This window comes from Escherichia sp. E4736 (assembly GCF_005781225.1).
Taxonomy (GTDB): domain Bacteria; phylum Pseudomonadota; class Gammaproteobacteria; order Enterobacterales; family Enterobacteriaceae; genus Escherichia.
This window is the reverse complement of record NZ_VATT01000008.1, coordinates 1-19,512: the sequence shown is the minus strand read 5'-3', so window position 1 is coordinate 19,512 and position 19,512 is coordinate 1. Positions and strand designations below refer to the sequence as shown.

Sequence of the window (19,512 nt, the reverse complement as noted above, 5' to 3'; positions counted from 1 at the left end):
GACATTAACCGGACAGAGGTTAGACTTATCATACACCTCAACGCAGCGGCTGGCGCAAAGGGTTAAAAAATTCACATTCTGTACAGCAAGTGACCTGCTACACTGCTTCAACACTACCACTCAGAAGGCAACTCACTATGGCAGACAATACTTATCAGCCCGCGAAAGTCTGGACGTGGGATAAATCCGCTGGCGGCGCGTTCGCCAATATCAATCGCCCGGTTTCTGGTCCGACACATGAAAAAACGCTGCCCGTTGGCAAACACCCATTGCAACTCTATTCGCTGGGAACGCCGAACGGTCAGAAAGTAACGATTATGCTTGAGGAGCTGCTGGCGCTGGGCGTCACCGGCGCAGAGTACGACGCGTGGCTGATTCGCATTGGCGATGGCGATCAATTCTCCAGCGGTTTTGTCGAAGTGAACCCGAACTCGAAAATTCCCGCTCTGCGCGATCATACGCATAACCCGCCAATCCGCGTGTTTGAGTCAGGATCGATTCTGCTTTATCTGGCCGAGAAATTTGGCTACTTCCTGCCGCAGGATCTGGCGAAGCGAACTGAAACGCTGAACTGGCTGTTCTGGTTACAAGGGGCTGCGCCGTTCCTCGGCGGTGGTTTTGGTCACTTTTATCATTACGCGCCAGTGAAAATTGAGTACGCCATTAACCGCTTTACCATGGAAGCCAAGCGTCTTCTCGACGTGCTGGATAAGCAGCTGGCGCAGCACAAGTTTGTTGCGGGAGACGAGTACACCATTGCGGATATGGCGATTTGGCCGTGGTTTGGCAACGTGGTGTTAGGTGGCGTGTATGATGCCGCAGAGTTTCTTGATGCGGGCAGTTATAAGCATGTGCAACGCTGGGCGAAAGAAGTGGGCGAACGTCCGGCAGTGAAACGTGGGCGTATTGTTAACCGCACCAACGGGCCGCTGAACGAGCAGTTGCATGAGCGCCATGACGCCAGTGATTTCGAGACAAATACGGAAGATAAGCGTCAGGGGTAATGGTTGGTGCATATCGCAGCAAGCCATGTAGGCCGGACAAGGCGTTCACGCCGCATCCGGCAATCAAGCACAATGCCTGATGCGACGCTCGCGCGTCTTATCAGGCCTACGAAAGCATCCGGTTTTAATCATCACGCGCTGGTAATGTCGTAATCCATTTGGCGCAGTGCGTCTAATGTGGCTTTGGCTTCGTCTTCGTCGATGATGCTCATGGCAAATCCGACGTGCACCAGTACCCACTGGCCCAGCAGATCGGCAGGGTTACCTTCGCAAATCAGGGCGATATTCACGTCGCGCTTGATACCACATACTTCAACCTGCGCAAGCTGGTGAATATCTTCACCGACAGCCAGCACCTGGCCTGGAACGCCAATACACATTGTTAACTCCGGTTATTCAACTTCAATACTTTTGACGATCAGCGAATCGCCGGTATCGACACGCAACCGCTCGCCGTGACAGAGCGGACACTGCGCATCGTGCTGATGAATCTCCACCACCTGGCTGCAATCCCAACACCAGGCCTGGGCGGATTTATAGACGATATGTAAATCGCACCCTTGCGCCACCGTTCCCTGGCAGACAATTTCAAAACTAAAACGGACGGCGCTCTCCTCAACGCAGGAGAGCGCGCCAATTTCCAGCCACACGGCGGTGACGCGCTTAACATCGTGCTGCTCCGCCTGCCGTTGGATAATCTCAACGGCGCTCTGGCAAAGCGACAACTCATGCATTTTCGCCACTCCTGCGACCAAACAGCAGGGCGCGACGCCCTGCATGTGGTACATCCGGATTAGTGACTGGCAGCGAAAGGATCATTCGCGCGCAGTCATCCGTCAGGCGTTGGCCCTCTTCAATCGACATGCTGTGCGAAAGCGGCGACATCAGCGAACAGGAGAGGTATTGCGACACACCGTCCAGTTCGCCAACGGTAAAGGTCATAGTGCCATACGGCAGTTGCAGACCGATTTTTTCACTCACTTTGCGCAGCGGCCAGAGTTGATCCGGGCCGGGGAAGATAACTGCACTCAGCATCCACGGGGTGATCACACACCCCGTCCACTGACCTTCGAACAGCGTAAAGTCGGAAACATACACCGGCATTGAAGGATGCAGAAAAGAGAGATCGTGCATCGAACGCCGGGCAATTTCTTCAAACGCAGCCTGTACTTGCGCCTTCGGGGAGGTCTGGAAACCTGCTATCTCTTCAGTCATGAGTCGCCTCCCGTGGGATGGCTTCCACGCCTGATTCGCGCAGCGCAGCCAGAACCTGCTCAAGCGCAGGTTCAATCATCGCTTCGACCGTCGGCGTCAAGCCGATGTGCGGCTCCAGTGATTCCGGAATTACGCCGACCAGGGTCAGCTTTTTCGGAAACTCGCCGGTGAAGCGCAGGGCCGACAAGACGTCGGCCAGGCCAAGCTGATGCGGAGAGATTTTGTTGGTAAACAACGCCGGAACTTCTTCATCCCGCAGGATCATCATCGTTCCCGGCGCGTTCTTTTTCGAGACAATGGCATCGGCAATAATCAGATGATCGCGATTTGCCATGTCGCCAAGCAGCTCCATTCCCGCCGTGCCGCCATCGAGGATCTCAACATAATCCGGCAGAATGTATCGTTGCTCTAACGCTTCAACAATCCGCACACCGATGGCTTCATCGGTCAGCAAAATATTGCCGACCCCTAAGACTAAAATACGCATTACAGAACCTTCACTGAAACCACTTCGTTGCCGTCGGCATCCACTACGTGTACCGCACAGGCCATGCACGGGTCGAAGGAGTGAATGGTACGCACCACTTCCAGCGGTTTATTCGGATCGGCAACCGGTGTACCCACCAGCGACTGCTCGTAAGGACCGACGTCATCATTGAAGTTACGCGGACCGGAGTTCCAGGTTGATGGAACAACCGCCTGGTAGTTGCTGATGATACCGTCTTTGATCACCATCCAGTGAGAGAGCATACCGCGCGGCGCTTCGAGGAAGCCAACGCCTTTAAACTCACCCGTTGCCGGAATGTTCGGCTTCACAAAGGTGGTGTGATCTCCTTTGCCGATATTGGTGATCAGTGCACTGTACTGGTTTTGCAGGATATCCTGCAATTCGCAGCAGTGAACGGTACGACCAATAATACGGCCCAGCGTGGAGTGCAGCTGCGCCACTTCCAGCGTGTTGCCAGTCAGTTTCTGATAAATCGCAACGATTTCATTCAGTTTGTTCTGGGTAGACTCGCGACCTGCCGCCAGTTTCACCAGCATGTTAGCCAGCGGACCCACTTCTACCGTTTTGCCGTAGAAAGTCGGCGATTTCACCCAGGAGTATTTACCGTCGTCAGACCAACCGTCGTAAGCCGGAATGGTGGTGCCTTCCCACGGTGCCTGCGGCGCTTCGTCTTTATACCAGGAGTGCTTCGCGCTTTCCTGAATCCCTTTGATCAGGTATTCATCGGAATGGGAAGTGATCGGACGATACGAGGACAGATCCGCATTCTCAATGTAGCCGCCCGGGAACAGGAAGCTGCCGTTTTTGCTGTCGGTCGGGAATTCCGGCACGCTCAGGTAGTTCACCGCACCTTTACCGCGCGTCAGCCATTCCGGGTAGAACGCGGCGATAACTGCGGTATCAACCTTGTAAACCTGCTCAACAAAGTCGCTCAGCTTGTCGATGAAAGACTTGATGTACATCAGGCGCTCAAGGTTCAGCACACCCAGACCGTCGAGGTTGATCGGGTTCGCAACACCACCTACCGCCAGGTTCTGAATGTGCGGCGTTTTACCGCCCAGCAGTGCCACGACGCGGTTAGCGTCACGCTGGCACTCCAACGCTTGCAGGTAGTGCGCTACCGCAATCAGGTTCACTTCCGGCGGCAGTTTCATCGCCGGGTGACCCCAGTAGCCATTGGCGAAAATACCCAACTGACCGCTGGCAACCAGATCTTTGATCTTGTTCTGAACTTTGGTGAACTCTTCCGGGCTGTTCAGATGCCAGGTCGAAACGCCTTTCAGCATTTCGGAGGCTTTGGTTGGGTCAGCTTGCAGTGCAGAAGTGATGTCCACCCAGTCCAGCGCCGAAAGCTGATAGAAATGAACGATATGGTCATGCGTGGTGTGCGCAGCCAGAATGATGTTACGGATGTATTGCGCGTTAACCGGAACGTCGATATTCAGCGCACTTTCTGCCGCACGAACGGAAGACAGCGCGTGAGTGGTAGTACATACGCCACAGATACGTTGCACAATCATCCATGCATCGCGCGGATCGCGGTTTTTCACGATCTCTTCCATGCCGCGCCACATGGTACCGGAAGCCCATGCTTTCGAAACGACGCCATTTTCGATTTCGCAATCGATGCGTAAATGCCCTTCAATTCGGGTTACCGGATCAATAGTAATTCTCTGGCTCATGCTTTGCTCGCCTCATGACGATTATGATCGTTTTGTTTTAAAGGAGGAAGTATCGGCAGTAGACGAATGAGTACGATGTAAGCGCAAATCTCAATAGCCACAAAACCAATAGAAATCAACAGTTCTTCCCAGGTCGGGAAGTAGGCGTAACCGCCGCCCGGGTTGAATGCCACCAGCGAATAGGTCAGACGCCAGGTTGCACAACCTAACAGCGCGCTCAGTGCCGACAAGAACAGCATGCGGGAATCATTACGCAGCTTCGCCACACGCAGAACCACCAGCGGGAAGAGCATCAGCAGGACTTCAATCCAGAACATCACGGAGTAGAAGTCACCGGCAAACGCTAACGACAGCTTGTCGCGATAGATAAGCTCGCCAAAGCGCAGCACGATGAAAATCGCCAGCAACACACTGATGGTGTTGGTCAGCTTGACGAACAGGCTCTTTTCATCTGGACCATTGCCACGCAGACCCGCCTGCACCAACGAACCTTCAAAGATGACAATCGAGAAGCCCATGATGAACGCCGTCAGCAGCGAGAACAGCGGCAACATTTCATAGCTTTGCCACAGCGGATGCACTTTGTAGCCCGCCGAGATCATCAGCGACCCCATTGAAGACTGGTGCATGGTCGGCAACAGCGCGCCAAGTGCAATGATGAAGAACATCACCTTGTTCAGACGCTTGAGAGAAACCTTCCAGCCCAGACGTTCAAACAGTGCCGGAGCAAACTCCAGTGCCATCACGCCGATGTAGATGGTCATACAGACCGCCGTCTCAAACAGAACCGAGTTCACGTTGAAGTGACCCGGAATGTAGAAGTACGGCAGGTTCCAGTAGCGACCCACGTCGATAGTGATCGACAAGCCGCCCAGTGAATAACCGAACAGACTTGCCAACAGCGCCGGACGCACCAGCGGATGGTATTGCCCACGGTTAAAGACGTATACCGCCCACGCCAGCGCCCAGCCGCCACAGGCAAAGCCGGTGCCGATCAACAGGTCAAACGCGATCCACACGCCCCACGGGAAGCCGCCGTTCAGGTCGGAGACAGAGCCCAGACCGAACACCAGACGCTTCACAATCAGGAGCATACAGATGACGATTAACGGTCCAAAAATCATGACCGGTTTACTGATGATTTTGCCGCCCAGCGGTTGTGGATCATGACTCATGATCGTCTCCTCCGTCGTGATGGTCGTTTTTGGTGTTGCGACGAACCAGCACGGTTAAGCCCGCCAGCACAGCCAGTGGTAGCATCATGCCTTTATACAGGGTGTGTTGAATATTTTCGGAACGCGCACCGGTAGAAAGATCGTCCAGTTTCGGCAGGTCGAGATTTTCATAAGGCACACCCGTCAGTACCAGAACCTGAGTACCGCCGCCCTCTTTCTCGCCGTACAGATGCGGATAATATTTCGGCACCGTATGCAGGTAAGTGTCGCCAGATTTCAGCGTCTGACGCGGATAGTGGTATTCGCTGCCAGGCTTCAGCGCCAGACGTTTTTTCGCCTCCGCCATCAGCTCTTCACGCGTACCAAAAATCACCGCCCCCGCCGGGCATACTTCTACGCAGCCAGGCAGACCGCCTTTATCGAGACGTTCCACACCTTTCTGGTTGCACAGTTCGCACTTATGCAGCGCACCAAACGGGTTGTTGTAGTCGTACTTCGGCACGTTGTACGGACAGGCAACCATGCAGTAACGGCAGCCGGTGCACACATCTTTGTCGTAATGGACAATGCCGGTTTTCGGATCTTTTTTCAGTGCAGAAACCGGACACACGGAGACACAGTTCGGATCGACGCAATGCATACACTGTTTCTTAATGTACGCGTAGCCGTTCTCTTCCTGGTCTTTGTTGACGCCCGTGCCGCTGGTCCACACCTGAATGATGTTATTGGTATACGGCGACAGTTTGTCGTTGTTCGACCAGGTCTGTTCCCCTTGCGGGTTACGTTCAGGGAAGTTGATATCCTGACACTTGGTGACGCAAGCCTGACAGCCTACGCACAAGGTCGAGTCGTACAACATACCCAGCGATCCCGGAATTGGCGGGCGGTTTTCAGCAGCCGCATGACTGACAGACGGCAGTGCGCCCGTCAGCAATGCCCCGCAGGAGGCTGCTTTAATAAAATTACGTCTGTTCACGGTTATTCTCCCCGTGAGTCAGCGTTATCTTTCTTTTGCTGACGACCCAGTTCACGCACCGCCATCACGCTGACACCGGCAACCAGCCCAACCACACCGCCGAGCAAACCGATAGCGCCCGCAGAGACGTTGCCGCCTTCTTTAGCGTTGACATCCGGTTTTTGTGAACGCGGCGTCTGGTTTTCGACGTTGGCAAGCTGATGGATGCCTTTATGGAAGCCGACACCTTCTTCGTTACAGCCATAGCATGGGTGACCAATTGCCACCGGCCACACGCCGCCAACGTCGCAGAATTGCAGCGTTGAGCAGTTGCCGTAAGTTTCTGGCCCTTTACAGCCGAGGTGGTACAGGCACCAGCCTTCGCGGTGGCCTTCATCGCCGAACTCTTTGGCAAAACGACCAGCATCGAAGTGCGGACGACGTTCGCAATGTTCGTGAATCAGACGACCATAAGCGAAGGTCGGGCGGTTTTTGTTATCCAGCTTCGGCGGTTTACCGTAAGTGATGATGTGCGCAACGGTCGCGAGGAAGTTGTGCGGGTTCGGCGGGCAGCCTGGAATGTTAATAACGGTTTTGCCTGGCAGAACTTCTTGCAGGCTGACCGCGCCAGTCGGGTTAACCCCGGCAGCGGCGACGCCGCCCCACGCGGAGCAGGAACCGATAGCGATAATGGCTGCTGCGCCTTCTGCCGCTTTGCGGATGTGGTCCACAATCGGCTCACCGGCAACCATGCAATAAATACCGTTATCTTTTAATGGGATGGAACCATCCACAACCAACACATACTGCCCTTTGTATTTCTCGAGCGCGTTGTGTTTGTTCTCTTCAACCTGATGGCCGAAGGCGGCAGAAAGCACTTCGTGATACTCCAGAGAGATAGTCTCCAGCACGAGGTTTTCTACCGTTGGATGCGTCGCACGAAGCAGAGATTCCGTACAACCAGTGCATTCCTGCGCGCCAATCCAGATAACCGGCGGGCGCTGCGGGTTAGTGACCGATTCGGCCATCTCTGCGGCGGCTTTGCTACTTAACCCCATGGTGGCGGCTAATGCTGCACAAAGCTTCATGAAATCACGACGATTAATGCCGTGAGAATGGATGAGGGTGTTATCTCCAGTCATTTATAGTTATTCCGTTGCGAAGACCTGGCATATATTTTGCCTCAACCGCAAAATCAATAATGCGATCGATGCGCCATTTACCACACATTTATTATGGTTATCATTACAATGATACTGCGGCGGGGCGCTAAAACGAAGGGAATAAGCATTAGTGTAATTAATTAAAGCAAGATAATACGTATGTTTGATCAATTTTCGAGGCGATAACCCGCCATAAAAAAGCGCAACGTAGAACAGGAATTATTCTCACGAAAGAAATCCATTACCATCTCTTTATCCAGCCCATAACGGCGCGTCAGAATACCCGCTTCCCAGGCGCTGAGCTGGCGATCGCCGGTCTTTTCATACATCCGGTGCGAGTAGCCTAATACAAAACCACGTTTATAATCGGCGCAAAATTTAGTCACATTAACTGCACTGTCGGCATGCGTTGCTTTTAATCCCGCCATTAAGCCTTTACCGAAATGGTTATTCATCGTTTACCTCAAACGTTATATATCAGTATATATAGCGATATTTTAGGCAAACTCCGACTTTTACGCACGCTATTTTTTCCTGCACATGTAGGACGTTATCCTTTAAGGGATAAACACTTCAGGAAAGATATTTATCGAACCATGTCAGCGTCCTTTGCCAGGCAAGATCGGCGGCTGATTTGTCATAACGTGGCGTGGAATCATTATGGAATCCATGGTTAACCCCCGGATAAATATACGCTTCATAGACTTTGTTATTAGCCTTCAACGCCGCCTCGTAAGCGGGCCAGCCCTCATTGATTCGGGTGTCCAGTTCAGCATAGTGGAGCAGTAAAGGCGCTTCGATCTTCGCCACATCGGCAGTAGGTGCCTGGCGACCATAAAACGGCACCGCGCAGGCCAGTTCCGGATACGCCACGGCAGCCGCGTTCGAGACACCACCGCCATAGCAAAATCCGGTTATGCCAACTTTGCCCGAGGCTTGGGGATAGCGTTGCATAAACTCAATTGCGGCAAAGAAATCATTCATCAGTTTGGTTGGATCAACCTGCTGTTGCAGTTCGCGGCCTTTATCATCATTTCCCGGGTAACCACCAACGGAACTTAAACCGTCGGGTGCCAGAGCGATGTATCCCGCTTTAGCCACCCGCCGTGCTACATCTTCGATATACGGATTCAGCCCACGATTTTCATGCACGACCACCACAGCGGGTGTTTTGTCGCTCATCTTCGCAGGCTTCACCAGATAACCACGAACCTCGCCGTGACCATTTGGCGAAGGATATGTGATGTACTCAGCGACAATCTCCGGGTCGGTAAACTCCACCTGGGTCGCCCACGCGTAATTTGGCTTGAGCAAATCAAACAACGCTAACGCCGTCATCCCGCCCACCGCGTACTTCGCTGCCAGGTTGAGAAACTCACGTTTTGATATTTTCCCATGAGCGTAATAGTCGTAGTAATCCAGCAACTCTTGCGGAAAATCTTTGGCGGTCAAACGCGGCATCGTTTTATTCCTCAACTGTTGTTTTTTTAAGCAAAGCATAAGCGTGTGTTTTTGCCCAGTTTTTCGTCACTCTGTGAGCGATGCTACGGGATACGCCCTGGTAAATCGCTAGACTAGAAACATTGTTTCGAAATTGAATGGTGGAAAGGAGATGTCATGGTCTGGTTAGCGAATCCCGAACGTTACGGGCAAATGCAGTACCGCTATTGCGGAAAAAGCGGATTACGCCTGCCCGCGTTATCGCTCGGTTTATGGCACAATTTCGGTCACGTTAACGCGCTGGAATCACAGCGTGCGATTCTGCGTAAAGCGTTTGATTTGGGCATTACGCACTTTGATTTAGCCAACAACTACGGCCCGCCTCCAGGCAGTGCAGAAGAGAACTTTGGCCGCCTGCTGCGGGAAGATTTTGCTGCTTATCGTGACGAATTAATCATCTCCACTAAAGCTGGCTACGATATGTGGCCCGGCCCTTACGGCTCTGGCGGATCGCGTAAATACCTGCTTGCCAGTCTCGACCAAAGCCTGAAGCGTATGGGGCTTGAGTATGTCGATATCTTTTACTCTCATCGCGTCGATGAAAATACGCCAATGGAAGAAACCGCCTCTGCGCTTGCCCATGCGGTGCAAAGTGGTAAGGCGCTGTATGTTGGGATCTCTTCATACTCGCCAGAGCGGACGCAAAAAATGGTCGAGTTGCTGCGCGAGTGGAAAATTCCGCTGTTAATTCATCAGCCTTCATACAATTTACTGAACCGCTGGGTGGATAAAAGTGGCCTGCTGGATACCCTGCAAAATAACGGCGTGGGCTGCATTGCCTTCACTCCACTGGCCCAGGGATTGCTGACCGGAAAATATCTCAACGGCATTCCTGAAGATTCACGGATGCATCGCGAAGGTCATAAAGTGCGCGGCCTGACACCGAAAATGCTCACCGACGCTAACCTCAACAGCCTGCGGTTATTGAATGAAATGGCGCAGCAGCGCGGTCAGTCGATGGCGCAAATGGCGTTAAGCTGGTTGCTGAAAGATGAGCGAGTGACGTCGGTATTGATTGGTGCCAGTCGTCCAGAGCAACTGGAGGAGAACGTGCAGGCATTGAATAATCTGGCGTTTAGTGCCGAAGAACTGGCGCAGATTGACCAGCATATTGCCGATGGCGAGCTAAACCTGTGGCAAGCATCTTCCGATAAATAACAAGTTCATACCGGGCGCGAGAACCGCGCCCGAATAAGATCAGTGATTATGACGAGTCAGTCGGTCAAGATAGCCCATCACAAATGCAGAAAGCACAAACGTCAGATGGATAATGACGTACCACATCAGTTTGTTATCCGGGACATTTTTCGCATCCATAAAGACGCGCAGTAAGTGAATGGAAGAGATTGCCACAATCGACGCTGCCACTTTGTTTTTTAGCGACGTTGCGTCCATTTTCCCCAGCCAGTTCAGTTTCTCTTTGTTCTCGGAGATATCCAGCTGCGAGACGAAATTCTCATAACCGGAAAACATCACCATCACCAGCAAACCGCCAACCAGCGTCATATCCACCAGCGACAGCAACACGAGGATCAAATCTGATTCTGCCATTGAGAAGATATTCGGCAGGACGTGAATAATCTCCTGAAAGAACTTCAGCGCCAGGGCAACCAGCGCCAGCGAAAGGCCAAAGTACACGGGGGCAAGCAGCCAGCGAGAAGCATACATTGCATTTTCAAGAAAACGTTCCATACATTCCTGTCGTGTAGTTAAAACGGGCAACAGTATATCGCAATTGAGTTAACAGCACGCAACAGCAAATCAACATATACGTTAACCCGTTATCGCATAAATCCGAGGTTTAGGGATCTTCCTGGTTCCCTGATTACCGTGGCGCGTGCGTCTACCCTTAAAGGACGTTGAACCTGAAGGGAGAAAAGCGATGTCTCATTTAAAAGACCCGACCACACAGTATTACACTGGTGAATATCCCAAACAGAAACAACCAGCGCCCGGCATCCAGGCGAAGATGACGCCCGTGCCAGATTGCGGCGAGAAAACCTATGTCGGTAGCGGTCGCCTGAAAGATCGTAAAGCACTGGTGACAGGGGGCGATTCCGGAATCGGTCGCGCTGCCGCCATCGCTTACGCCCGTGAAGGGGCTGACGTGGCGATCAGTTATCTTCCCGTGGAAGAAGAAGATGCTCAGGATGTGAAAAAGATCATTGAAGAATGCGGACGCAAAGCCATTCTGCTGCCGGGCGATTTAAGCGATGAGAAATTTGCCCGTTCGCTGGTTCACGACGCGCATAAGGCATTAGGCGGGCTGGATATTATGGCGCTGGTCGCCGGGAAACAGGTTGCCATTCCTGATATTGCAGACCTCACCAGCGAACAGTTTCAAAAGACCTTTGCCATTAACGTTTTCGCGCTGTTCTGGCTAACCCAGGAAGCAATTCCCCTGCTACCGAAAGGCGCCAGTATCATCACCACTTCGTCAATCCAGGCCTACCAGCCAAGCCCGCATTTGCTGGACTATGCGGCTACGAAGGCGGCGATTCTGAACTACAGCCGTGGCCTGGCAAAACAAGTCGCGGAGAAAGGTATTCGGGTGAATATTGTCGCGCCAGGCCCTATCTGGACAGCACTGCAAATTTCCGGCGGACAGACGCAGGATAAGATCCCGCAGTTTGGTCAGAAAACACCGATGAAACGTGCGGGGCAACCGGCGGAGCTGGCCCCTGTATATGTTTATCTGGCAAGTCAGGAGTCGAGCTATGTCACCGCAGAAGTGCACGGCGTGTGTGGCGGCGAACATTTAGGCTAAAAAATACCCGGTTGTGTGATAGCAACCGGGCATCATTGTGCTTTTAACCTTGCCGGATGCGGCGTAAACGCCTTATCCGACCTACAAACTCATGAAAACTCAACACGTTGCGATAAATTTTGTAGGCCAGATAAGTGTAGCGCATCAGGCAATTCGCTTTACTTCGCTTTGGCAGTTTCTTCGCCGACCAGACCAATCTTCAGGTAACCTGCCTGATGCAGCTTATCCATTACCTTCATCAACATCTCGTAGTCGACGGTCTTATCTGCACGGAAGAAGATGGTGGTATCTTTCTTACCTTCGGTTAACGCATTCAGCGCCGTAACCATCGTTTCATCGGTGACCGGATCGTTACCGATAAACATTGAGTTGTCCGCCTTCACCGACAGATAAACCGGTTTTTCCGGGCGCGGCTGCGGCGTGCTGGTAGAAGCAGGCAAGTTCACCTTCACATCTACCGTCGCTAACGGTGCCGCCACCATAAAGATAATCAGCAGAACCAACATCACGTCGATAAACGGCGTCACGTTGATATCATGCATTTCGCCGTTATCGTCGAGGTTTTCGTTAAGATGCATTGCCATCGGACATTATCCTGCGCGTAATTTTTGTGCAACACGAACCGGATGCGCAGCGGCGCTGGCTTCCAGATCCAGGTCACGGCTTTGCAGCAACAATACCTGCGCTGCGACATCGCCAAGCATCGCTTTAAAGCCGCCAATCTGGCGTGCAAATACGTTATAGATAACGACCGCCGGAATCGCTGCCACCAGACCGATTGCCGTTGCCAGCAACGCTTCTGCAATACCCGGTGCAACCACTGCCAGGTTGGTAGTTTGCGTTTGCGCGATACCAATAAAGCTGTTCATGATGCCCCAGACCGTACCAAACAGACCAACGAACGGCGAAATTGCGCCGATGGTAGCAAGATAACCGTTACCGCGGCCCATTTGACGACCTACTGCGGCGACCCGACGCTCAAGGCGGAAACTGGTACGCTCTTTAATACCTTCGTTATCGTCGCTGCCTTCTGACAGTTCCAGCTCGTTCTGCGCTTCATTGAGCAAATGCAGGCTTAAGCTTTTGCTACCAAAATCAGCGGCGATATCGCTGGCCTGGTTTAAAGAGCGTGCTTCAGCCAGCAGTTGCTGCTCGCGCTTCAGGCGACGCTTCTGGTTGAAGAACTCTACGCTCTTACTGAAAAAGATTGCCCAGGTGACTACGGAGGCCAGAATAAGCCCAATCATCACGCACTTAACCACAATATCGGCGTGCTGATACATACCCCAGACGGAAAGGTCCGTCTGCATTAAATTATTACCCACTGTGTATCTCCAGGACGCAAGTCACAAAATCTGCGCACAATAATATCAAAACGACGTCGAATTGATAGTCGTTCTCATTACTATTTGCATACTGCCGTACCTTTGCTTTCTTTTCTTTGCGTTTACGCAGTAAAAAAGTCACCAGTACACCTTTTGCGAAATTTTTCTGCTTTATGCCAATTCTTCAGGATGCGCATGACCTCATTCGTGCTAGTTTAGACATCCAGACGTATAAAAACAGGAATCCCAACATGGCAGACAAACAACTTGATACTCAACTGGTCAATGCAGGACGCAGCAAAAAATACACTCTCGGCGCGGTAAATAGCGTGATTCAGCGCGCCTCTTCGCTGGTTTTTGACAGTGTGGAAGCCAAAAAACATGCGACGCGCAATCGCGCCAATGGCGAGTTGTTCTATGGACGGCGCGGAACGTTAACCCATTTCTCCTTACAAGAAGCGATGTGCGAACTGGAAGGTGGCGCAGGTTGCGCGCTGTTTCCTTGCGGGGCGGCAGCGGTTGCCAATTCCATTCTTGCTTTTGTTGAACAGGGCGATCATGTGTTGATGACCAATACCGCCTACGAGCCGAGCCAGGATTTCTGTAGCAAAATCCTCAGCAAGTTGGGCGTAACGACATCATGGTTTGATCCGCTGATTGGTGCCGATATCGTTAAACATCTGCAGCCAAACACTAAAATCGTGTTTCTGGAATCGCCAGGCTCCATCACCATGGAAGTCCACGACGTTCCGGCGATTGTTGCCGCCGTACGCAGTGTGGTGCCGGACGCCATCATTATGATCGATAACACCTGGGCTGCCGGAGTGCTGTTCAAAGCTCTTGATTTTGGTATTGATGTTTCTATTCAGGCCGCCACCAAATATCTGGTAGGGCATTCGGATGCGATGATTGGCACTGCTGTGTGCAATGCCCGTTGCTGGGAGCAACTGCGGGAAAATGCCTATCTGATGGGGCAGATGGTCGACGCCGATACCGCCTATATGACCAGTCGTGGCCTGCGTACACTGGGCGTGCGTCTGCGCCAACATCATGAAAGCAGCCTGAAAGTGGCAGAATGGCTGGCCGCACATCCGCAGGTTGAGCGAGTTAACCACCCTGCTCTGCCAGGCAGTAAAGGCCATGAGTTCTGGAAACGAGACTTTACAGGTAGCAGCGGACTATTTTCCTTTGTACTGAAGAAAAAACTTAATGATGAAGAACTGGCGAACTATCTGGATAACTTCAGGTTATTCAGCATGGCCTTCTCATGGGGCGGGTATGAATCCTTGATCCTCGCGAACCAGCCAGAACATCTCGCCGCCATCCGCCCACAAGGTAAGATCGATTTTAGCGGCACCTTGATTCGCCTGCATATTGGTCTGGAAAACGTCGACGATCTGATTGCCGATCTGGACGCCGGCTTCGCGCGAATTGTGTAACGTTGCCAATTTGGACAATTTTGCAGACATTTAATTGTGAATAGTCTTAAATTGTTGCGTCCGGGATCAAGGCGTCCCGGACGATTCAGGAGTACAATAGTCAAATTAAGGCTTAAACGCTGTTCCACAGGAAAGTCCATGGCTGTTATTCAAGATATTATCGCTGCGCTCTGGCAACATGACTTTGCCGCGCTGGCGGACCCTCACATTGTTAGCGTTGTTTACTTTGTCATGTTTGCCACGCTGTTTTTAGAAAACGGCCTGCTGCCCGCCTCATTTTTGCCTGGCGACAGCTTGTTGATTCTGGCTGGCGCATTGATTGCCCAGGGGGTTATGGATTTTCTGCCAACAATCACGATTCTGACTGCCGCAGCCAGCCTGGGTTGTTGGTTGAGTTATATTCAGGGGCGCTGGCTGGGTAATACCAAAACGGTGAAAGGCTGGCTGGCACAGCTTCCGGCCAAATATCACCAGCGCGCCACCTGTATGTTTGACCGCCACGGTCTGTTGGCGCTGCTTGCTGGACGTTTTCTCGCCTTTGTCCGCACGCTGCTGCCAACCATGGCGGGGATTTCCGGACTGCCAAACCGCCGCTTCCAGTTTTTCAACTGGTTAAGCGGGTTGTTATGGGTCAGCGTGGTAACCAGTTTTGGCTATGCCTTAAGCATGATCCCGTTTGTAAAACGCCATGAAGATCAGGTGATGACGTTCCTGATGATCCTGCCGATTGCCTTGCTAACCGCTGGCTTGCTAGGCACGCTGTTCGTGGTGATTAAAAAAAAGTACTCTAGTGCCTGACGATTTCCTCCGTTCCCGGTGGCCATGCCGGGAACGCATTTAACTCCCCTGCATCGCCCGCATTCTGGCGGCATCTTCTCCCGGCGTCACACCGAAATAACGTTTAAACTCACGGCTAAATTGCGACGCGCTTTCATAGCCGACGCGCATCGCCGCCGCGCTGGCCTTCATGCCGTCGTGGATTATCATCATTCGCGCCTTATGCAGACGGTAATTCTTCAGATACTGCAACGGCGAGGTACTGGTGACAGACTTAAAATTATGGTGGAACGCCGAAACGCTCATATTGGCTTCTGCTGCCAGTTGCTCAACGCTCAGGTTTTCGGTGTATTTATTCTCAATTCGTTTCAGCACGCGGCTAATCAGGCTGAAATGCGTCTGGCGACTGACCAGTGCCAGTAACGCGCCGCCGCAAGGCCCCGTCAGCACATAGTAAAGAATTTCGCGGATAATCTGTTTACCGAGAATGCGCGCATCCAGCGGTCGTTCCATCACATCCAGTAACCGCTCCGCCGCGCATAAAATCTCTTCGGACAATGTAGCGGAATTTATACCGCTGGCAGCCATCGACGGCTGGAAATGTTCATCTTCGCCAATGTCCATCAATAGCTCTTGTAACTGCAAAATATCGACATTGAGACGCACCCCCGCCAGCGGCACCTCTGGCGTGGCATAGGTTTCGCACTCAAACGGCAAGGGCACCGTCAGCAGCAGGTATTCATTGGCGTCATAGCGAAACACGCGTTCATTGATATAACCGATTTTATGCCCGGAAAAGAGAATTATGATGCCAGGTTCATACATCACTGGCGTACGCGCACCGGGGTTCTCGCCATACAATAAGCGCACATCAGGCAACATATCTGACAAACTATTTTCTTTATCTTTCAGTCTATTAATTTTATCCGTCAGTAGGCGGCATATCTCTTCACGTTTCATATCGCGTAATTTCTTAGGAATAATGCGGCAATTTGATTGTGCGCAATTTTGTACCATTTCTCCAGTACCCTGGAGAAATAGGCAAGACATTGACAGAAATGAGCATTGAGAGCCACGACGCAGGCGACCACAATGAAAAACATCAGGCAGACCGATCTCTGCCCTCATATTGACCCAGCAAAGGGAGCAAGTAATGAACAACTTTAATCTGCACACCCCAACCCGCATTCTGTTTGGTAAAGGCGCTATCGCTGGTTTACGCGAGCAAATTCCTCATGGTGCCCGCGTATTGATTACCTACGGCGGTGGTAGTGTGAAAAAAACCGGCGTCCTCGATCAAGTTCTGGATGCACTGAAAGGTATGGACGTACTGGAGTTTGGCGGTATCGAACCAAACCCGGCTTATGAAACGCTGATGAACGCCGTAAAACTGGTTCGCGAACAGAAAGTGACTTTCCTGTTGGCGGTTGGCGGCGGGTCCGTGCTGGATGGCACCAAATTTATCGCCGCAGCGGCTAACTATCCGGAAAATATTGATCCGTGGCACATTCTGCAAACGGGCGGTAAAGAGATTAAAAGCGCTATCCCGATGGGCTGTGTGCTGACGCTGCCAGCGACCGGTTCTGAATCTAACGCGGGCGCGGTTATCTCCCGTAAAACCACTGGCGACAAACAGGCGTTCCATTCTGCCCATGTTCAGCCGGTATTTGCCGTACTCGATCCGGTTTATACCTATACCCTGCCGCCGCGCCAGGTGGCTAACGGCGTAGTGGACGCCTTTGTGCACACCGTAGAACAGTATGTGACCAAACCGGTTGATGCCAAAATCCAGGATCGCTTCGCAGAAGGTATTTTGCTGACGCTGATCGAAGATGGTCCGAAGGCCCTGAAAGAACCAGAAAACTACGATGTGCGCGCCAACGTTATGTGGGCGGCGACCCAAGCGCTGAACGGTTTGATCGGCGCTGGCGTACCTCAGGACTGGGCAACGCATATGCTGGGCCACGAACTGACCGCTATGCACGGTCTGGATCACGCACAAACTCTGGCTATCGTCCTGCCTGCTCTGTGGAATGAAAAACGCGACACCAAGCGTGCGAAACTGCTGCAATACGCTGAACGCGTCTGGAACATCACCGAAGGTTCCGACGACGAGCGCATTGACGCCGCGATTGCCGCTACCCGTAACTTCTTCGAGCAATTAGGCGTGCCGACGCATCTTTCCGACTACGGTCTGGACGGCAGCTCTATCCCGGCATTGCTGAAAAAACTGGAAGAACACGGCATGACCCAACTGGGCGAAAATCATGACATTACACTGGAAGTCAGCCGCCGCATCTACGAAGCCGCCCGTTAAGCTTTTTACGCCTCAAACTTTCGTTTTCGGGCATTTCGTCCAGACTTAAGTTCACAACATCTCACCGGGGCCTGCTCCGGTGAGTTCATATAAGGAGGAACGTATGGCTAATCCAACCGTTATTAAGCTACAGGACGGCAATGTCATGCCCCAGCTGGGACTGGGCGTCTGGCAAGCAAGTAATGAGGAAGTTATCACCGCTATTCAAAAAGCGTTAGAAGTGGGTTATCGTTCGATTGATACCGCCGCAGCCTACAAGAACGAAGAAGGTGTCGGCAAAGCCCTGAAAAATTCCGCACGTAACAGAGAAGATCTGTTCATCACCACTAAACTGTGGAACGACAACCACAAGCGCCCTCGCGAAGCCCTACTCGACAGTCTGAAAAAACTCCAGCTTGATTATATCGACCTCTACTTAATGCACTGGCCCGTTCCCGCAATCGACCATTATGTCGAAGCATGGAAAGGAATGATTGAGCTGCAAAAAGAGGGATTAATCAAAAGTATCGGCGTCTGCAATTTCCAGATCCACCATCTTCAGCGCCTGATTGATGAAACTGGCGTGGCGCCTGTTATTAACCAGATAGAACTTCACCCGCTGATGCAGCAACGTCAGTTGCATGCCTGGAACGCCACACACAAAATCCAGACCGAATCCTGGAGCCCATTAGCCCAGGGCGGGAAAGGCGTATTCGATCAGAAAATCATTCGCGATCTGGCAGATAAGTATGGCAAAACCCCGGCACAGATTGTTATCCGCTGGCATCTGGATAGCGGACTGGTCGTAATCCCGAAATCGGTCACCCCTTCACGAATTGCTGAAAACTTCGATGTCTGGGATTTCCGTCTCGACAAAGACGAACTTGGTGACATTGCAAAACTCGACCAGGGTAAACGCCTCGGCCCCGATCCCGACCAGTTCAGCGGCTAACGCACAAATTCTCCCGGTAGCGGTAATGTTCCGCTACCGGACTTTTCAGAAATCATTTATTCCCCTAGCCTCCCGCCCGTTGTTACTCTCCCCTGTTCAGGAACACCAGATGTAAGGACATCATCATGCGGAGCTGGAAGCTCTTAAAGGAACAACTCATCTACACCAGGGATAAACGCGATGGAGAGGTGAAAAACAGATGAAAATAATGGTTCTGTTTTTGGCAGCCTTTTTAAGTTTTACCCTCCAGGCGCAATCCCCCTCGCTAACCGCTGAACAAACAGTCAGGCAGATTTATCAACACTATACCGGTGGGGCTAGCGTTCCTTATTTCGCTGATAACAGTGAGCAAGCAATAACATCAACGCGAATGCAAAAGGCACTAACCTTGAATGACAATCTCACACTGCCGGGTAATATTGGCTGGCTGGATTACGATCCGGTTTGCGATTGTCAGGATTACGGCGATCTGGTGTTAGAAAATGTCGCGGTTACTCAAACGGATGCCGATCACGTAGATGCCCTTGTGCGCTTTCGTCCCTATAAAGACGATAAAGAAAAGACCACGCAAACACTGAAAATGGTGGCAGAAAATGGTCGTTGGGTGATTGATGATATTGTCAGCAATCATGGCAGCGTCTGGCAGTCGGTTAATGGTGAGAATGAAAAAATATTGGCGCTACTGGCATCGCTGCAAAAAGAGCAGCCTGAAGCCTATGTCGCCGAGTTGTTTTGATCTCCTCCCTGAAAACAG

General features: G+C 52.0%; 21 protein-coding genes and 1 pseudogene. 8 read left to right on the top strand and 14 right to left on the bottom strand.

From position 1 onward, the window contains the following. Positions 1-137: 137 nt before the first annotated feature. Complete coding sequence (gene yghU / locus FEK46_RS06285) at positions 138-1,004, top strand: glutathione-dependent disulfide-bond oxidoreductase (RefSeq protein ID WP_131162508.1); 867 nt, start codon at positions 138-140, stop codon at positions 1,002-1,004. Positions 1,005-1,135: 131 nt separating this feature from the next. On the opposite strand, the gene hybG is transcribed toward yghU, so the two are convergent. From hybG to yghX, 10 genes are all read right to left on the bottom strand, one after another. Further along, positions 1,136-1,384 carry a hydrogenase maturation factor HybG gene (hybG, locus tag FEK46_RS06280; RefSeq protein WP_000334896.1) on the bottom strand — a complete coding sequence of 83 codons (249 nt, stop codon included), beginning with the start codon at positions 1,382-1,384 and terminating at the stop codon, positions 1,136-1,138. A 12-nt stretch (positions 1,385-1,396) separates the two neighbouring features. Beyond that, positions 1,397-1,738 carry a hydrogenase maturation nickel metallochaperone HypA gene (hypA, locus tag FEK46_RS06275; protein WP_135559840.1) on the bottom strand — a complete coding sequence of 114 codons (342 nt, stop codon included), beginning with the start codon at positions 1,736-1,738 and terminating at the stop codon, positions 1,397-1,399. Continuing rightward, entirely contained in the window at positions 1,731-2,219 is a 489-nt protein-coding gene (gene hybE, locus FEK46_RS06270) for a hydrogenase-2 assembly chaperone (RefSeq protein WP_000134014.1), read from the bottom strand. The genes hypA and hybE overlap by 8 nt, the downstream gene beginning before the upstream one ends. Continuing rightward, complete coding sequence (locus FEK46_RS06265; RefSeq protein WP_001221940.1) at positions 2,212-2,706, bottom strand: HyaD/HybD family hydrogenase maturation endopeptidase; 495 nt, start codon at positions 2,704-2,706, stop codon at positions 2,212-2,214. The genes hybE and FEK46_RS06265 overlap by 8 nt, the downstream gene beginning before the upstream one ends. Further along, positions 2,706-4,409 (bottom strand): hydrogenase 2 large subunit, encoded by a 1,704-nt coding sequence (gene hybC, locus FEK46_RS06260; RefSeq protein WP_000083065.1) that lies wholly within the window; start codon positions 4,407-4,409, stop codon positions 2,706-2,708. Before hybC ends, FEK46_RS06265 begins: the two co-directional genes overlap by 1 nt. Continuing rightward, positions 4,406-5,584, bottom strand: coding sequence for a Ni/Fe-hydrogenase cytochrome b subunit (hybB, locus tag FEK46_RS06255; protein WP_000017694.1), 1,179 nt, complete (start codon positions 5,582-5,584; stop codon positions 4,406-4,408). The genes hybC and hybB overlap by 4 nt, the downstream gene beginning before the upstream one ends. Then, on the bottom strand, positions 5,574-6,560 hold the full coding sequence (gene hybA / locus FEK46_RS06250; protein WP_001081870.1) for a hydrogenase 2 operon protein HybA: 987 nt from the start codon (positions 6,558-6,560) through the stop codon (positions 5,574-5,576). The genes hybB and hybA overlap by 11 nt, the downstream gene beginning before the upstream one ends. A gap of 2 nt (positions 6,561-6,562) precedes the next feature. After that, positions 6,563-7,681 (bottom strand): hydrogenase 2 small subunit, encoded by a 1,119-nt coding sequence (gene hybO / locus FEK46_RS06245; RefSeq protein ID WP_130208025.1) that lies wholly within the window; start codon positions 7,679-7,681, stop codon positions 6,563-6,565. Positions 7,682-7,869: 188 nt separating this feature from the next. Continuing rightward, a complete protein-coding gene (gene yghW / locus FEK46_RS06240; protein WP_001059136.1) occupies positions 7,870-8,157 on the bottom strand; it encodes a DUF2623 family protein YghW in 288 nt (95 codons plus the stop codon). Positions 8,158-8,275: 118 nt separating this feature from the next. Continuing rightward, complete coding sequence (yghX, locus tag FEK46_RS06235; protein WP_130259446.1) at positions 8,276-9,163, bottom strand: YghX family hydrolase; 888 nt, start codon at positions 9,161-9,163, stop codon at positions 8,276-8,278. 156 nt (positions 9,164-9,319) lie between these two features. Between yghX and gpr the strand changes: the two genes are divergently transcribed. Next, entirely contained in the window at positions 9,320-10,360 is a 1,041-nt protein-coding gene (gpr, locus tag FEK46_RS06230; protein WP_135410457.1) for an L-glyceraldehyde 3-phosphate reductase, read from the top strand. Positions 10,361-10,399: 39 nt separating this feature from the next. Here gpr and FEK46_RS06225 read toward each other — a convergent pair whose 3' ends face one another. Continuing rightward, a complete protein-coding gene (locus FEK46_RS06225; RefSeq protein ID WP_000439331.1) occupies positions 10,400-10,894 on the bottom strand; it encodes a TIGR00645 family protein in 495 nt (164 codons plus the stop codon). Between the two features lie 190 nt (positions 10,895-11,084). On the opposite strand from FEK46_RS06225, the gene yghA reads away from it, so the two are divergent. After that, positions 11,085-11,969 (top strand): NADP(+)-dependent aldehyde reductase, encoded by an 885-nt coding sequence (gene yghA, locus FEK46_RS06220; protein WP_131162512.1) that lies wholly within the window; start codon positions 11,085-11,087, stop codon positions 11,967-11,969. A 158-nt stretch (positions 11,970-12,127) separates the two neighbouring features. On the opposite strand, the gene exbD is transcribed toward yghA, so the two are convergent. Further along, a complete protein-coding gene (gene exbD / locus FEK46_RS06215) occupies positions 12,128-12,553 on the bottom strand; it encodes a TonB system transport protein ExbD (protein WP_130208035.1) in 426 nt (141 codons plus the stop codon). A gap of 6 nt (positions 12,554-12,559) precedes the next feature. Continuing rightward, positions 12,560-13,294: a tol-pal system-associated acyl-CoA thioesterase gene (gene exbB / locus FEK46_RS06210; protein WP_130208037.1), complete on the bottom strand. Its 735-nt coding sequence runs from the start codon at positions 13,292-13,294 to the stop codon at positions 12,560-12,562. Between the two features lie 251 nt (positions 13,295-13,545). Here exbB and metC point away from each other — a divergent pair, with 251 nt between their 5' ends. Continuing rightward, positions 13,546-14,733 (top strand): cystathionine beta-lyase, encoded by a 1,188-nt coding sequence (gene metC / locus FEK46_RS06205; protein WP_130208039.1) that lies wholly within the window; start codon positions 13,546-13,548, stop codon positions 14,731-14,733. 138 nt (positions 14,734-14,871) lie between these two features. Next, a complete protein-coding gene (gene yghB / locus FEK46_RS06200; RefSeq protein WP_064529651.1) occupies positions 14,872-15,531 on the top strand; it encodes a DedA family general envelope maintenance protein YghB in 660 nt (219 codons plus the stop codon). A 39-nt stretch (positions 15,532-15,570) separates the two neighbouring features. On the opposite strand, the gene yqhC is transcribed toward yghB, so the two are convergent. Then, positions 15,571-16,470: a DNA-binding transcriptional regulator YqhC gene (gene yqhC / locus FEK46_RS06195; RefSeq protein WP_138158408.1), complete on the bottom strand. Its 900-nt coding sequence runs from the start codon at positions 16,468-16,470 to the stop codon at positions 15,571-15,573. Between the two features lie 193 nt (positions 16,471-16,663). Here yqhC and yqhD point away from each other — a divergent pair, with 193 nt between their 5' ends. The 3 genes and pseudogenes from yqhD to FEK46_RS06175 all read left to right on the top strand — a co-directional run. Next, positions 16,664-17,827: an alcohol dehydrogenase gene (gene yqhD, locus FEK46_RS06190; protein ID WP_131162515.1), complete on the top strand. Its 1,164-nt coding sequence runs from the start codon at positions 16,664-16,666 to the stop codon at positions 17,825-17,827. Positions 17,828-17,930: 103 nt separating this feature from the next. Next, the gene (gene dkgA, locus FEK46_RS06185; protein WP_135559841.1) at positions 17,931-18,758 is read left to right on the top strand and encodes a 2,5-didehydrogluconate reductase DkgA; all 828 of its coding nucleotides are present in this window, start codon (positions 17,931-17,933) and stop codon (positions 18,756-18,758) included. Positions 18,759-18,957: 199 nt separating this feature from the next. After that, positions 18,958-19,491, top strand: a pseudogene (locus FEK46_RS06175) (YbjP/YqhG family protein); the annotation flags it as partial. Positions 19,492-19,512: the final 21 nt, after the last annotated feature.